This is a genomic window from Streptomyces sp. SolWspMP-5a-2 (genome assembly GCF_900091845.1).
GTDB lineage: Bacteria > Actinomycetota > Actinomycetes > Streptomycetales > Streptomycetaceae > Streptomyces > Streptomyces doudnae.
Window position 1 is genome coordinate 15,687 of record NZ_FMCI01000061.1, and the last position, 14,312, is coordinate 29,998.

At 69.4% G+C, this 14,312-nt stretch carries 15 protein-coding genes; 8 read left to right on the forward strand and 7 right to left on the reverse strand.

Annotated elements, in window-relative coordinates; genetic code table 11:
- Positions 1-13 precede the first annotated feature (13 nt).
- Together GA0115242_RS06050 and GA0115242_RS06055 are read left to right on the forward strand one after the other, a co-directional pair.
- Positions 14-547 (forward strand): peptidylprolyl isomerase, encoded by a 534-nt coding sequence (locus GA0115242_RS06050; RefSeq protein WP_093825284.1) that lies wholly within the window; start codon positions 14-16, stop codon positions 545-547.
- Positions 548-643: 96 nt separating this feature from the next.
- Positions 644-1,531 (forward strand): rhomboid family intramembrane serine protease, encoded by an 888-nt coding sequence (locus GA0115242_RS06055; RefSeq protein WP_093825286.1) that lies wholly within the window; start codon positions 644-646, stop codon positions 1,529-1,531.
- A 294-nt stretch (positions 1,532-1,825) separates the two neighbouring features.
- Here GA0115242_RS06055 and crgA read toward each other — a convergent pair whose 3' ends face one another.
- On the reverse strand, positions 1,826-2,080 hold the full coding sequence (gene crgA, locus GA0115242_RS06060; RefSeq protein ID WP_054242100.1) for a cell division protein CrgA: 255 nt from the start codon (positions 2,078-2,080) through the stop codon (positions 1,826-1,828).
- A gap of 142 nt (positions 2,081-2,222) precedes the next feature.
- Between crgA and GA0115242_RS06065 the strand changes: the two genes are divergently transcribed.
- Genes GA0115242_RS06065 through GA0115242_RS06090 form a run of 6 tightly spaced genes read left to right on the forward strand, consistent with a single transcriptional unit; the run spans position 2,223 to position 6,455 of the window.
- Positions 2,223-3,002 carry a DUF881 domain-containing protein gene (locus tag GA0115242_RS06065; protein WP_093825288.1) on the forward strand — a complete coding sequence of 260 codons (780 nt, stop codon included), beginning with the start codon at positions 2,223-2,225 and terminating at the stop codon, positions 3,000-3,002.
- Positions 3,003-3,024: 22 nt separating this feature from the next.
- Positions 3,025-3,762, forward strand: coding sequence for a class E sortase (locus GA0115242_RS06070; RefSeq protein ID WP_093825290.1), 738 nt, complete (start codon positions 3,025-3,027; stop codon positions 3,760-3,762).
- A 52-nt stretch (positions 3,763-3,814) separates the two neighbouring features.
- On the forward strand, positions 3,815-3,976 hold the full coding sequence (locus GA0115242_RS06075; RefSeq protein WP_176729756.1) for a hypothetical protein: 162 nt from the start codon (positions 3,815-3,817) through the stop codon (positions 3,974-3,976).
- Positions 3,973-4,611 (forward strand): aminodeoxychorismate/anthranilate synthase component II, encoded by a 639-nt coding sequence (locus GA0115242_RS06080; protein ID WP_093825294.1) that lies wholly within the window; start codon positions 3,973-3,975, stop codon positions 4,609-4,611. Before GA0115242_RS06075 ends, GA0115242_RS06080 begins: the two co-directional genes overlap by 4 nt.
- Entirely contained in the window at positions 4,608-5,684 is a 1,077-nt protein-coding gene (locus GA0115242_RS06085; protein ID WP_093825296.1) for a class E sortase, read from the forward strand. Before GA0115242_RS06080 ends, GA0115242_RS06085 begins: the two co-directional genes overlap by 4 nt.
- 12 nt (positions 5,685-5,696) lie before the next feature.
- Positions 5,697-6,455 (forward strand): class E sortase, encoded by a 759-nt coding sequence (locus tag GA0115242_RS06090; RefSeq protein WP_093825298.1) that lies wholly within the window; start codon positions 5,697-5,699, stop codon positions 6,453-6,455.
- Between the two features lie 81 nt (positions 6,456-6,536).
- Here the strand turns inward: GA0115242_RS06090 and pknB are convergent, their stop codons facing one another.
- From pknB to GA0115242_RS06120, 6 genes are all read right to left on the reverse strand, one after another.
- A complete protein-coding gene (gene pknB, locus GA0115242_RS06095; protein ID WP_093825300.1) occupies positions 6,537-8,543 on the reverse strand; it encodes a Stk1 family PASTA domain-containing Ser/Thr kinase in 2,007 nt (668 codons plus the stop codon).
- Positions 8,544-8,713: 170 nt separating this feature from the next.
- Entirely contained in the window at positions 8,714-10,198 is a 1,485-nt protein-coding gene (locus GA0115242_RS06100) for a peptidoglycan D,D-transpeptidase FtsI family protein (protein ID WP_093825302.1), read from the reverse strand.
- Positions 10,195-11,634, reverse strand: coding sequence for an FtsW/RodA/SpoVE family cell cycle protein (locus tag GA0115242_RS06105; RefSeq protein WP_093825304.1), 1,440 nt, complete (start codon positions 11,632-11,634; stop codon positions 10,195-10,197). Before GA0115242_RS06105 ends, GA0115242_RS06100 begins: the two co-directional genes overlap by 4 nt.
- Before the next feature lie 27 nt (positions 11,635-11,661).
- Entirely contained in the window at positions 11,662-13,209 is a 1,548-nt protein-coding gene (locus GA0115242_RS06110) for a Stp1/IreP family PP2C-type Ser/Thr phosphatase (RefSeq protein WP_176729757.1), read from the reverse strand.
- A gap of 98 nt (positions 13,210-13,307) precedes the next feature.
- The gene (locus GA0115242_RS06115) at positions 13,308-13,820 is read right to left on the reverse strand and encodes an FHA domain-containing protein FhaB/FipA (RefSeq protein ID WP_093825308.1); all 513 of its coding nucleotides are present in this window, start codon (positions 13,818-13,820) and stop codon (positions 13,308-13,310) included.
- A 10-nt stretch (positions 13,821-13,830) separates the two neighbouring features.
- Positions 13,831-14,312: FHA domain-containing protein (locus GA0115242_RS06120; RefSeq protein ID WP_141721514.1), on the reverse strand; the 482-nt coding region annotated here is incomplete at its 5' end.

Here is a 14,312-nt window from a genome sequence, read left to right on the forward strand (position 1 = left end):
TGGAAGGCGGATCGTGGCCGAGCAGCTTTATGCCACCCTCAGAACGAGCCACGGCGACATCGAGATCCGGCTGCTGCCGAACCACGCGCCTCTCACCGTCAGAAACTTCGTCGAGCTGGCGACGGGCGAGCGGGAGTGGACCAACCCGGAGACGGGCGCGAAGTCCAAGGACAGGCTCTACGACGGCACGGTCTTCCACCGGGTGATCAGCGGGTTCATGATCCAGGGCGGCGACCCGCTGGGCAACGGCACCGGCGGCCCCGGCTACCAGTTCAAGGACGAGTTCCACCCCGACCTGGCCTTCACCAAGCCGTATCTGCTGGCCATGGCCAACGCGGGCCCCGGCACCAACGGCTCGCAGTTCTTCGTCACCGTCTCCCCGACGGCCTGGCTGAACCGCAAGCACACCATCTTCGGCGAGGTCGTCGACCCGGCCAGCCAGAAGGTCGTGGACGCCATCGCCGCCCTGCCGACCGCTCCGCACACCGAGCGCCCGCTCACCGACGTGGTCATCGAGACCGTCGTCGTCGAGAAGCGCCAGAGCTGAGCCCGCGGGGCATGGGCCCCGGGGAACCAAACGCCCCGCCCGTCCGTAGAGAGGGGCGGGGCGGTGTATTTCGCGTACGACGATCTAGGGGATGTCATGGAGCAAGCGGCAGGCAGCACGCCGGACGCTCAGAGACTGCCGGGCTGCTACCGCCATCCGGACCGGGAGACGGGCATTCGCTGCACCCGCTGCGACCGGCCGATCTGCCCGGAGTGCATGGTCGACGCCTCGGTCGGTTTCCAGTGCCCGCAGTGCGCGCGCGGCGACTCCGGCACCGGGCACGCCCCGGCCGCCTCCCGGCCGCGCACCCTGGCCGGTGGCACCGTGGTGGCCGACCCCCGGCTCGTCACCAAGGTGCTGATCGGCCTCAACCTGGCCCTGTTCCTGGTGCAGCAGGCCGTCGGGGACCGGTTCACCGACCGGCTCGACCTGATCGGGCAGGCGTACGTGCCGCTGCTCGGCTCCGTCGAAGGGGTCGCCGAGGGCCAGTGGTACCGGCTGCTGACCGCGATGTTCCTGCACGGCAGCATCATCCACATCCTGTTCAACATGCTCAGCCTGTGGTGGATCGGCGGTCCGCTCGAAGCGGCTCTCGGCCGGGCCCGCTACCTCGCGCTCTACTTCGTCTCCGGTCTCGCGGGCAGCGCGCTCAGCTATCTGCTCGCCGCGCCGAACCAGCCGTCGCTCGGCGCCTCCGGCGCGATCTTCGGTCTCTTCGGCGCCACCGCCATCCTGATGCGCCGCCTCAACTACGACCTGCGCCCGGTGATCGCCCTGCTGGTGATCAACCTGATCTTCACCTTCGGCTGGTCGGGCATCGCCTGGGAGGCCCACATCGGCGGGCTCGTCGCCGGTGTCGTCACCGGGTTCGCCATGGTGCACGCACCGCGCCGACGGCGGTCTCTGGTGCAGTACGGGACCTGCGCGGTGTTCCTGGTGGTCATCGTCGTCGTGACGCTGCTCAGGACCGCACAGCTCACCTGATACCGAACCGTTGTCCACAGCGTGTGCCCGATCTTGTGCACACGGTGCGGACACACCTTCGCCCCCTGGTTCCGACCTGTGTTCGTGCAGGTCAGGCAGGGGGCGAACGAGTTTTCGGCTGCTGGTAGGTCTGTCACACCGGCGTCAACCTCACGGAGGTTATCCACAGATCGTCTTTCTTTTCCCCATGTGGAAAAGGGCTGTGGATAACTCAGTGGACAGTCCTGGCCAGAGCTGGTGGCCGGGCTCGGCGACCGCCGCGGCGGCCGCCGTCCGCGCACCGCGGGACGGCCGCTACTTCCACTGCGTGGAGACGCCGAACCCGGCGGCGATGAAGCCGAAACCGACGACGATGTTCCAGTTGTCCAGCTTGTCGATGGGCAGCGAACCGTCGGTCACGTAGAACACGACGATCCAGGCCAGGCCGATGAGGAACATGGCCAGCATGACCGGCGCGACCCAGGCCCGGCTGTTCAGCTTGATGGCGGTCGCCTGCTTCGCCGGCGGCGGCGTGTAGTCGGCCTTCTTGCGGATACGTGACTTCGGCACGAGGGTCTCTCCTGTCGATGCGCTGCGTGGCCGCGCAGGTAACTGGATCGGGCTCGGGGGCAGCGTACAAGGGGACTCTTAGTGCTCCCCCGGGCGTCCGTTAGCGTAGTGCTTCCGCGGCGCCGAAGGAGATAAGGGTACGTTGAGCAATTCTGCCGACTCCCCCGGGACGGAATCCAGCCCTTCCGGCGATCGTCGTTTCCGACCGGTGCGGGTGCTGACCGCCGGGGTCTTCGCGCTCGCCGGGCTGATCTTCTTCACCAGCTTCGACACCGCCAAGGGCACGAACATCCGCACGGACACGTCCCTGCTGAAGCTCTCCGACCTGATCCAGGAGCGCAGCCACAAGAACGGGACGCTGGACGAGTCCAACGCGACCCTGCGCCACGACATCGAGTCCCTCGCCGAGCGCGACGACGGCCGCAGCGAGGCCGAGGACAAGAAGCTCTCGGGCCTGGAGAAGAGCGCGGGCACCCAGGAGCTGACCGGCCGGGCCATCACCGTCACCCTGAACGACGCCCCGCCGAACGCCACCGCGCGGCTGCCCGGCTACCCCGAGCCGCAGCCCGACTACCTGGTCATCCACCAGCAGGACCTCCAGGCCGTGGTGAACGCCCTCTGGGAGGGCGGCGCCCAGGGCGTCAAGGTCATGGACCAGCGGCTGATCTCCACCAGCGCCGTGCGCTGCGTCGGCAACACCCTGATCCTCCAGGGCCGCGTCTACTCGCCGCCCTACAAGATCACCGCCATCGGTGACCCCGACCAGCTGAACCGGGCCATGTCGGCGTCCAAGGCGATCCAGAACTACATGGTCTACGTGAACGTCTACGGCCTGGGCTGGAAAGTCACCCAGGACGGAACGGTGACTCTGCCCGGCTACTCGGGCACAGTGGATCTGCACTACGCCGAGCCCGTGGGGTAACTGATCCGTTCAGGAGCTGCCGGTGCGCGTTGTCGTCAGGACCGTCAGCGAACTGTGCGTCACCGCCGGCACGCTCATCGTCCTCTTCGTCGTCTACCTGCTGTTCTGGACCGGTGTGCGGGCCGACGGCGCGATGCACGACCAGATCGACGACCTGCACCACACCTGGGCGCGCGGGTCCGCCCCCGGGGCCGACCCGGGCGCGACGCCCGACCCGGACACCACGGCGGACCCGGGCCGCACCGCCGTCCCGCAGGCTCCCGCCGATCCGGCGCCGCCCGCGCCGTACACCGCGGGACGCCCCTTCGCGATCATGTACGTACCGCGCCTTGGTTTCACGTGGAACAAACCCGTGCTCCAGGGCACCGCCGCGGACACCCTCAAGAAGGGCCTCGGCCACTACCCGGGCACCGCGCGCCTGGGCGGCCGGGGCAACTTCGCGGTCGCCGGGCACCGGCGCACCTACGGCGACCCGTTCAAGGACTTCCCGCAGCTCAGACACGGCGACGCGGTGGTGCTGACCGACGGCACGACCTGGTTCACGTATCGGATCGACAAAGGCCCCTACAAAACCGTGCCCACCGACGTTGAGGTGATCGACCCTGTGCCACGTAAGTCGGGGTACACGGGAGCGGGCCGTTATCTCACGCTGACCACGTGCGATCCGGAATGGGGCCACAGCCACCGCCTGATCGTCTGGGCGCATCTCGACTCCACCCAGCCCGTGGAGGCCGGGAAACCAGCGGCCCTGCGCCGTTAGTCTGGTGCGGTACGGCGTGAATCCGGTGCCGTGGCGGAACGGAAGGGACGGCATGTACGGCTGGATCTGGCGGCATCTGCCGGGGAACGCGTGGCTGAAGGCCCTGATCTCACTGATCCTGGCCCTGGCCGTGGTCTACGTCCTCTTCCAGTACGTGTTCCCGTGGGCCGAACCGCTGCTTCCCTTCAACGATGTGACGGTGGACAACCAGTGAGCGCGCGGATTCTCGTCGTCGACAACTACGACAGCTTCGTCTTCAACCTGGTCCAGTACCTGTACCAGCTCGGCGCCGAGTGCGAGGTGCTGCGCAACGACGAGGTGTCGACGGCGCACGCCCAGGACGGCTTCGACGGCGTGCTCCTGTCGCCCGGCCCCGGCACCCCCGAGCAGGCCGGGGTCTGCGTCGAGATGGTGCGCCACTGCGCCGCCACCGGCGTCCCGGTCTTCGGCGTCTGCCTGGGCATGCAGTCGATGCAGGTCGCCTACGGCGGAGTGGTGGACCGCGCGCCCGAGCTGCTGCACGGCAAGACCTCACCGGTCGAGCACACGGGCAAGGGCGTCTTCGCCGGGCTCCCGAGCCCCTTCATCGCCACCCGGTACCACTCGCTGGCCGCCGAACCCGCCACCGTCCCGGCGGAGCTGGAGGTCACCGCGCGCACCCCGGACGGCATCGTCATGGGCCTGCGCCACCGCGAACTGCCCGTCGAGGGCGTCCAGTTCCACCCCGAGTCGGTGCTCACCGAGCACGGCCACCTGATGCTGGCCAACTGGCTCACGGAGTGCGGTGACAGCGGCGCGGTCGCGAGGTCGGCGGGGCTCGCCCCGGTGGTGGGCAGGGCCACGGCGTGACCGCGCTGCGCCCCGAGCGCGAGTCAGGCGCCTCGTACGGGCAGCAGCCGTACGGGGCGTCCGATGCGTTCGAGGAGCACGCCCGCGGCGGCCCGGACCACGCCGACGGGCCGGGGACGATGTTCCTCCCGCCGATCGACGAGGAGACGGTGGCGCTGCGGATACCGGATCCGCCGCCCGACGACCCGCTGGGCGCCATATCCGCCTCTGCCGCCTCCGCGGCCCCGTCCCCCGACGGAACCGCCCCGGGCGGTCGCGCGGCCCGCAGGAAGGCCGCCAAGCGCCGTCACGGGCGTCACGGGGGCCCACCCGCGTCCACCGCGGAGCCGGAGGGCGGCACCGGGTCCGCCACGGCGCCGCTGTCACGCGTCGAGGCCCGCAGACGCGCCCGCGCGCGGAAGGCCGGTCCCGCCGTGGTGATCAGCCGCGCGATCGGCGAGGCGTTCATCACCACCGGCGTGGTGATGCTGCTGTTCGTCTCCTACCAGCTGTGGTGGACCAACGTCCGGGCGCACGCCCAGGCCGACAAGGAGACCAGCAGCCTCCAGGACGACTGGGCGAGCGGGAAGCGCGCGCCGGGCGAGTTCGAGCCGGGGCAGGGCTTCGCGATCCTGCACATCCCGAAGCTGGACGTCGTCGTGCCGATCGCCGAGGGCGTCAGCAACAAGAAGGTCCTGGACCGGGGCATGGTCGGGCACTACGGCGAGGGCAAGCTGAAGACGGCCATGCCCGAGGCCAAGTCCGGCAACTTCTCGCTCGCCGGGCACCGCAACACGCACGGCGAACCCTTCCGGTACATCAACCGGTTGACCGCGGGCGACGACGTCGTCGTCGAGACCCAGAGCGAGTACTTCGTCTACAAGATGACGTCCATGCTGCCGGTGACTCCGCCCAGCAACACCAGCGTGATCGACCCGATCCCCGCGGGGTCCGGGTTCACGACGGCCGGCCGCTACATCACCCTGACGACCTGCACGCCGGAGTTCACCAGCAAGTACCGCTTGATCGTCTGGGGCAAGATGGTCGAGGAACGGCCGCGCAGCAAGGGGAAGCCGGATGCGCTCGTCGAGTAGGGGCAAGGGAACGTGGCAGCGACCACCGACGGCACACAGCACGAGGACCAGCGGACCGGCGCGCCCGCGCCGCCCCCGGGGCGCAGGCCGGGGCCGGTAGCCCTGGCGGTCAGCCTGCTGGGCGAACTTCTCATCACCGCGGGCCTGGTGCTCGGTCTGTTCGTCGTCTACTCCCTGTGGTGGACGAACGTCCTCGCCGACCGGAAGGCGGACCGCGAGGCGGACAAGGTGCGCGACACCTGGAGCCACCAGGAGACCGCGCCCGGCGGACCCGGCGCCCTGGACACCAAGAAGGGCATCGGCTTCCTGCACGTCCCGGCGATGCGCAACGGCGAGGTGCTGGTCGAGAAGGGCACCTCGGAGGGCGTCCTCAACAACGGCGTCGCGGGCTACTACACCGACCCGGTGAAGGCGACCCTGCCGACCTCCGGCAAGACCGGCAACTTCACCCTCGCCGCCCACCGCGACGGCCACGGCGCGAAGTTCCACAACATCGACAAGCTCCGCGACGGCGACCCGATCGTCTTCGAGACCAAGGACAAGTGGTACGTCTACAAGGTCTACTCGATCCTCCCGGAGACCTCGAAGTACAACGTCCAGGTCCTCACCCCGGTCCCCGCGGAGTCCGGCCGCAAGAAGGCCGGGCACTACATCACCCTGACGACCTGCACCCCGGTCTTCACCAGCCGCTACCGGTACGTGGTGTGGGGCGAACTGGTCCGGGTCGACCCGGTGGACAGCAAGCGGACGGTGCCGCGGGAGCTGCGCTGAGCGGACCCCGCGGACGGACGACGGAGCCCCGGCACCCTCTCAGGGTGCCGGGGCTCCGTCGTCGTGGACAGGGGCTCGGAATCAGTCCTCCCCGCGGCCCCCGGTGAGGCCACCGAAGAAGTTGGTGCCCCCGTTGTTCCCGCCGTTGTTGCCGCCGTTCTTGACGGCGATCAGGTTGACCGCGGTGCCCTTGTCGACGGTGTTGCCCTGGCCCGGGTCCGACGACACCACGATCGCGTCGTCGTCGTTCGAGCCCTGGATGTTGCCGACCTGGAGACCCGCGTTCTGCAGGGCCTGCTTGACCGTGCCGAGGTTCTGGCCCTGGATGCCGGGCACCTGGACCTGCTCGTTCTGCTTGGCCTTGCCGATCTTGATGGTCACGGTCGAGTTCTTGTCGACCTGGGTGCCCGCAGCCGGGTCGGTCCCGAGGACCTTGCCGACCTTGGACTGGTCGTCGGTCTCCACCTCGGTGCAGTTGCCGGTCAGGTTGTTGGCCGTCATCTGCCCCTTCGCCGCGTCGCAGCTCTGGTTGCTGACGTCCGGCACCGTGGACTTGGCGACCGCCTTGGCGATGGTCAGGGTGATCGTGGAGCCCTTCTGGACTTCCTTGCCGAGCCCCGGGTTCTGGTCGAGCACCTTGTTCGGGTCCTCGGTCGACTCCTGGGTCTTCGTCTCGACCACGAACTTGTAGTCGTCGCCCTCCAGGATGTCCTTGGCCTCGTTCAGGCTCTTGCCGAGGACGCTGGGCACCGCGACCTTCGGAGCGCCCGTCGAGACGACGAGATCGACGCTCTCGCCCTTCTTCACCTCGGTGCCCTTGGCCGGGTCCGAGGAGCAGACCGAGCCCTTGGGCTGGTCCTCACAGGGCTTCTTGCTGACCGTGCCGAGGACCAGATCGCTGTTGGTCAGCTGTTTCGTCGCGTCCTCCTGCGACAGGCTCACCAGGTTCGGCACCGACACCGGGTCGTTCGACGCGTCCTTGCCGCTGAACGCCCACTTGCCGATCAGGATCGCGCCGATCAGCACCAGGACACCGGCCACGACCAGCAGGATCGTCGAGGTGTTCGCCTTCTTCTGCTGCTGGCGGCGGCGGCCGGGGCGGTCGTCGTAGCCGTAGCCGCCGTCGTCCGGGTTTGTCGGCGGCATCATCGTCGTGGCGCCGCCGTCCGAGCGCATCGCGGTGGTCGCCTGGTCGTCGCCGTACCCGCCGTACCCGACGGAGCCCATGGCGGCGGTGGCCGCGACCGGCTGGCCGTCGAGGCAGGCCTCGATGTCCTGGCGCATCTCGTCGGCCGACTGGTACCGGTAGTCCGGGTCCTTGACCAGTGCCTTCAGCACGATCGCGTCCATCTCGGGCGTGATCTCGGTGTCGAAGACGGACGGCGCCTGCGCCTCCTCGCGGACGTGCTGGTAGGCCACGGCCACGGGGGAGTCGCCCACGAACGGCGGGCGGACCGTGAGGAGTTCGTAGAGCAGACAGCCCGTCGAGTACAGGTCGGAACGGGCGTCCACCTGCTCGCCCTTGGCCTGCTCGGGCGAGAGGTACTGGGCGGTGCCGATGACCGCCGAGGTCTGCGTCATCGTCATGCCGGAGTCGCCCATGGCGCGGGCGATGCCGAAGTCCATCACCTTGACCTGGCCGTTGCGCGTGAGCATCACGTTCGCCGGCTTGATGTCGCGGTGCACGATGCCGCTGCGGTGGGCGTACTCCAGGCCCTGGAGGATGCCGATGGTCATCTCCATGGCCCGCTCCGGCAGCAGCTTGCGGCCGCTGTGCAGCAGTTCGCGGAGGGTGGACCCGTCGACGTACTCCATCACGATGTACGGGATCGAGACCCCGTCGATGTAGTCCTCGCCCGTGTCGTAGACCGCGACGATCGCGGGATGGTTGAGCGAGGCGGCCGACTGGGCCTCCCGGCGGAACCGGGCCTGGAAGGACGGGTCGCGCGCGAGGTCCGCGCGCAGCGTCTTCACCGCCACGGTGCGGCCGAGGCGGGTGTCATGGGCGAGGTAGACCTCCGCCATGCCACCACGCCCGAGCACGTGGCCCAGTTCGTACCGGCCGCCGAGGCGACGCGGCTCTTCCATAGCTTCCTACCAGCCCTCTCCGTCGGTCCCGAACCGCACGGGTGTGCGGTTCGGAGGCTGCCGTCCGGGCCTACCGTACCCGGCTCGTTCTGTGTGACCTGGCCAAGCCCGTCACCCGATACAGGACCGGTATCGCAACGTGCACCGATGTGAAGGGGACGTGAGCGGCATCACTTCTTGGAGTTGATGACCGCCTCCATCACGGACTTCGCGATGGGCGCCGCGAGGCCACCACCGGAGATGTCCTGCCGGCTGGCCTGGTCGTCCTCGACCACCACGGCCACCGCGACCGGCGAGCTGCCGTCGGCGAGCTTGGCGTACGAGATGAACCAGGCGTACGGGTTCTTGCTGTTGGCGACGCCGTGCTGGGCGGTACCGGTCTTGCCGCCCACGGTCGCCCCGCTGATCTGCGCGTTCTTACCGGTGCCGTCCTTGACGACCGTCTCCATCATCGACTGGAGTATCTGCGCGTTCTTCGCGGTGAGCGGCTGGCTCATCTTCTCCGGGTCGGTCTGCTCGATGGTGTCGAGGTTGGACGACTGGAGCTTGTCCACCATGTACGGCTTCATCAGCGTGCCGTTGTTGGCGACCGCCGAGGCGACCATGGCCATCTGCAGCGGCGTCGCGGCGGTGTTGAACTGGCCGATCGAGGAGAGCGCGGTCTGCGAGACGTTCATGTCCTCCGAGAACACCGACGCGTTCGAGCGGACCGGCGTGAACTGCTCCTGGTCGAAGCCGAACTTCTTCGCCTCGGCGAGCATCTTGTCCTTGCCGAGGTCGGCGCCGATCTTGCCGAACACCGTGTTGCAGGAGTACTGGAGCGCGACCCGCATGGTCGCGTTCTTGCACGGGATGTTGCCCTCGTTCGGGAGCGGGGTCGTGGTGCCCGGCATGATCCACGGCAGCGGGGTGTCGGTCTTCTCCTCGGCCGAGGAGTACAGCCCGTTCTCCAGCGCCGCGGCGGCCGTGACGACCTTGAAGGTCGAGCCCGGCGGGTACGTCTCGCGCAGCGCGCGGTTGAGCATCGGGTCGTTCGCGTCGTTCTTCTTCTGGAGCTTGGTCCAGTTCTTCGAGTCGGTGGTCGTCGAGTTCCCGGCGAAGGACGCCGGGTCGTACGACGGGTAGGAGGCCAGCGCCAGGATCTTGCCGGTGGCCGGGTCGATCGCGGCGACCGCGCCCTTGCCGCGCGCCTTCAGACCGTTGTACGCGGCCTTCTGCGCGGCGGAGTTGAGGGTGGTGACGACGTTGCCGCCCTGCTTCGGCTTGCCCGTGACCATGTCCAGGGTGTTGCGGAAGAAGAGGCGGTCGTCGTTGCCGGTGAGTATGCCGTCCTCGATCGACTCCAGCTGCGTGGCGCCGAACGCCTGCGACGCGTACCCGGTGACCGGCGCCCACATCGGGCCGTCGGCGTAGGTGCGCTTGTACAGCAGGTCGTTCAGCCCGCCCTTGCTCGTCTTCGTCGAGCCGGTGATCGGGTCGCCGTCGACGATGATGTCGCCGCGCGGGGTGGAGTAGCGGGCGATGGTGACCCGGCGGTTCAGCGTGTCGTCCTTGAGGCTGTCCGCCTTGACGTACTGGAGCCAGTTGTCCCGCAGCAGCAGGGTGAGGACCAGCAGGCCGCAGAAGATGGCGATCCGGCGCAGGGGCTTGTTCACGGGCGGACCACCTGGGTCATCTCGGCGTCAGGGTTACCGGCGGGGGTGGGCGCGGGCCGGCGCGCGGTGTCGCTGATGCGGATGAGGATCCCGATCAGCGCCCAGTTGGCCAACACGGACGACCCTCCGTACGCGAGGAACGGCATCGTCATACCGGTCAGCGGGATGAGCCCCATGACACCGCCGGCCACCACGAAGACCTGGAGCGCGAAGGCACCGGAGAGACCGATGGCGAGCAGCTTGCCGAACGGGTCGCGGGCGGCCAGCGCGGTGCGCACGCCGCGCTCCACGATCAGCCCGTAGAGCAGCAGGATCGCCATCAGACCGGCGAGGCCCAGCTCCTCGCCGAAGGTGGCGAGGATGAAGTCGGAGTTGGCGGCGAACCGGATCAGGTCCGAGTGGCCCTGGCCGAGGCCGGAGCCTAGGGTGCCGCCGGAGCCGAACGCCCACAGCGCCTGCATGGACTGCTCGGAGTGGCCGAAGACGCCCTGCTGGCTCAGCTTGTACTCGCCCAGCGGGTCGAGCCAGGCCTGGACGCGCTGCTGGACGTGCGGCTCGAAGCTGGCCACGCCGACGGCGCCGGCCGCGGACATCAGCAGACCGAAGACGATCCAGCTGGTCCGCTCGGTGGCGACGTACAGCATGATGACGAACATGCCGAAGAACAGGAGCGAGGTGCCGAGGTCGGTCTCGAAGACCAGGATGAGGATCGAGATGCCCCAGACCACGATGATCGGGCCCAGGTCGCGGCCGCGCGGCAGGTAGAGCCCCATCACCCGGCGGCTGGCGAGCGCGAGCGCGTCGCGCTTCACCATCAGGTAGCCGGCGAAGAAGACGGCCAGGATGATCTTTGCGAACTCACCGGGCTGGAGTGAGCCGAGGCCCGGGACGCGGATCCAGATCTTGGCGCCGTAGATGTTCGCGCCGAGCCCCGGCACCAGCGGGAGCAGCAGCAGCACCAGGGCGGCGAACATCGAGATGTACGTGTACCGCTGCAGGACGCGGTGGTCCTTCAGGAAGATCAGCACCGCCGAGAACATGGCGATGCCGAGCGCGGTGTACAGCAGCTGCCGGGGCGCGGCCTCCACGTAGTTGGGCAGCGACTGGAGCAGCTTCGACTGGTCGAGCCGCCAGATGACGACGAGCCCGAGCCCGTTGAGGAGCGTGGCGAGGGGCAGCAGCAGCGGGTCCGCGTAGGGCGCGAACTTCCGCACCACGAGATGACCGATCGCGGCCAGCAGACCGAGCCCGCAGCCGTAGCTGAGCAGGCCGGGCGGCACCGAGTCGTTGATGGCCAGGCCCACGTTGGCGTAGGCGAACACCGGGATCACGACGGCGAAGACGAGCATCGCCAGCTCGGTGTTGCGTCTGCTCGGGGCGCCGATGGCGCCGATCGTGGACGTGTGGTGCGTCGGCGAGTTGGTAGTACTGCTCATCGTGTGACGGGGCCTCTCACGGCTTGCCTACTGCTTACCGCACAGCGAGACGACCTTCTGCTCCTCCTCCGAGAGGCTGGGGCCGGGGCTCGGGGTCGGGGCGGTCGCGGACTGGGACGGGGTCGGGGAGGTCGAGGGGCTTGGCGATGCCTTTGACGTGAGGGAGGCCGGGGTGGTTCCCGTGGTCCCGCCCGCCTCTCCCGTGCCGGTCTTCGCGCTGTTCTGGCTCTCGACCGCCTGGCGCTCGGACTCCTTCTTGCAGGCGGACGCCTGCACCGAGAGCTCGTCGATCTTCGACTGGGCGTCCTTCAGGCCGCCTTCGGCGATGGTGGCCTTCACCTGCTTCTGCTGGTACGGCGGCAGGTACTTGAGTTCGATCTCGGGGTGGTCCTTCTCGACCTTCGAGAGCGAGACCCAGGCCAGGTCCTGGCTGATGCCCTGGTACAGCGCGAGGTGCTCGCCGTTGGTGCCGACGTAGTACTGGGTCTGCGTCCAGCGGTAGCCGCCGTACAGCCCGCCGCCGATCACGGCCAGCGCCAGCACCGTGTAGAACGATCTCTTCAGCCAGCGCCTGCCCTTGCGGGGCTTGACGAAGTCCTGCTCGTCGTAGTCGCCGAAGGAACCGGCCGGCGCATAGCCGTCGTCGCCCGATCCCGGCGGGCCGAACTCGCCGCCCTGGCCCGGGACATGGCGGCCGAGCCCGGAGGCGCGTCCGGCCGGGGTCTGCATGATGGTGCCGTCGGCCTGCTGGTGCTGGTTCTCGGCGACCGCGCCGACCACCACCGGGGTGTCGGAGAGCTGCCCCGCGAGGGTGTCCCCGGTGTCCAGGTCGAGGACGTCGGCGATGATCACCGTGATGTTGTCGGGGCCGCCGCCGCGCAGCGCGAGCTGGATCAGCTCCTGCACCGTCTCCTGCGGGCCCTGGTAGCTGGCGAGGGTGTCCTCCAGGGTCTGGTGGGACACCACGCCGGAGAGGCCGTCGGAGCAGATCAGGTAGCGGTCCCCGGCCCGGACCTCGCGGATCGACAGGTCGGGTTCGACGTGGTCGCCGCTGCCCAGCGCCCGCATGAGCAGGGAGCGCTGCGGGTGGGTGGTGGCCTCTTCCTCGGTGATGCGGCCCTCGTCGACGAGGCGCTGCACCCAGGTGTGGTCCTGGGTGATCTGGGTCAGCACGCCGTCGCGCAGCAGGTAGGCGCGCGAGTCGCCGACGTGCACGAGCCCGAGCCGCTGGCCGGTCCAGAGCAGGGCGGTGAGCGTGGTGCCCATGCCCTCGAGCTGGGGGTCGTCCTCGACCATCGAGCGCAGCTGGTCGTTGGCGCGCTGCACGGCGGCGCCGAGGGAGGTGAGGACGTCGGAGCCGGGCACGTCGTCGTCGAGGGCGACGATGGTGGAGATGGCCTCGGAGGAGGCGACCTCACCGGCGGCGGCGCCGCCCATGCCGTCGGCGATGGCGAGCAGGCGGGGTCCGGCGTATCCGGAGTCCTCGTTGCCCTCCCGGATCATGCCTTTGTGCGATCCGGCGGCGAAGCGCAGTGAGAGACTCATGCGCACCTCGCCCGTCGGCTCCGGGTACATCCGCACGGTGCCCACCCTCCGGTCGGGAGCGCGCCGGGGCCCTGCGTACCGGCCACCGCTGCGTGCTCGCTCCGCTCGCGCTCATTCATGACGTGGTACTACTTCCGCAGCTCGATGACGGTCTTGCCGATGCGGATCGGCGCGCCCAGCGGAATCGGCGTGGGGGTCGTCAGCCGGCTCCGGTCGAGATACGTGCCGTTGGTGGACCCCAGGTCCTCGACGATCCACTGGCCGTCGCGGTCCGGGTAGATCCTGGCATGGCGGCTGGAGGCGTAGTCGTCGTCCAGCACGATGGTGCTGTCGTGCGCCCGGCCCAGGCTGATCGTCTGGCCCTGGAGGGCCACCGTCGTGCCGGTGAGGGTGCCCTCGGACACGACGAGCTTGGTGGGCGCGTTGCGCCGCTGGCGGCCCGCGGCGGGCTGCTGCCGCTGCTGCGGCGGAGCCTGCTGGCGCTGGCTCTGCTGGGCCCGCCCGGCGTCACGCCGCGCGCCGCGCTGGGTGACTCGCGTTCCGAACAGGTCGCTGCGGATGACCTGCACGGCCACGATCACGAACAGCCACAGTACGGCCAGGAAACCCAGCCGCATGACCGTGAGGGTCAGCTCTGACATTGCCCCCGCTTCACCCTTCGGCTTGCCGGTAAATGATGGTGGTGCTGCCCACGACGATCCGCGAGCCGTCGCGGAGCGTAGCGCGGGTGGTGTGCTGCCCGTCCACCACGATGCCGTTGGTGGACCCGAGATCCTGGATCGTCGAGGGCGTTCCGGTCCGGATCTCACAGTGCCGGCGGGAGACGCCGGGGTCGTCGATCCGTACGTCGGCCTCGGTGCTGCGGCCGAGCACGAGCGTCGCGCCGGAGATCTGGTGGCGGTTGCCGTTGATCTCCACCCAGTAGCGGGTGCGGGAGCCCGGCGCGGAGGCGCCGACCGGACCCGAGGGTCCCGGGCGCTGCGCGGGCTGGGCCGGCTGCGGGTAGCCGTAGCCGCCGGGACGTCCGCCGGGGGGCGGAGCGGCGGGCATCGGCGGGGCGCCGGGGGATCCGGCGGCGGGCGAGTAGCCGTAGCCGCCGCCCGCGCCGGGCCGCCGACCGGCCGCGGGACCCC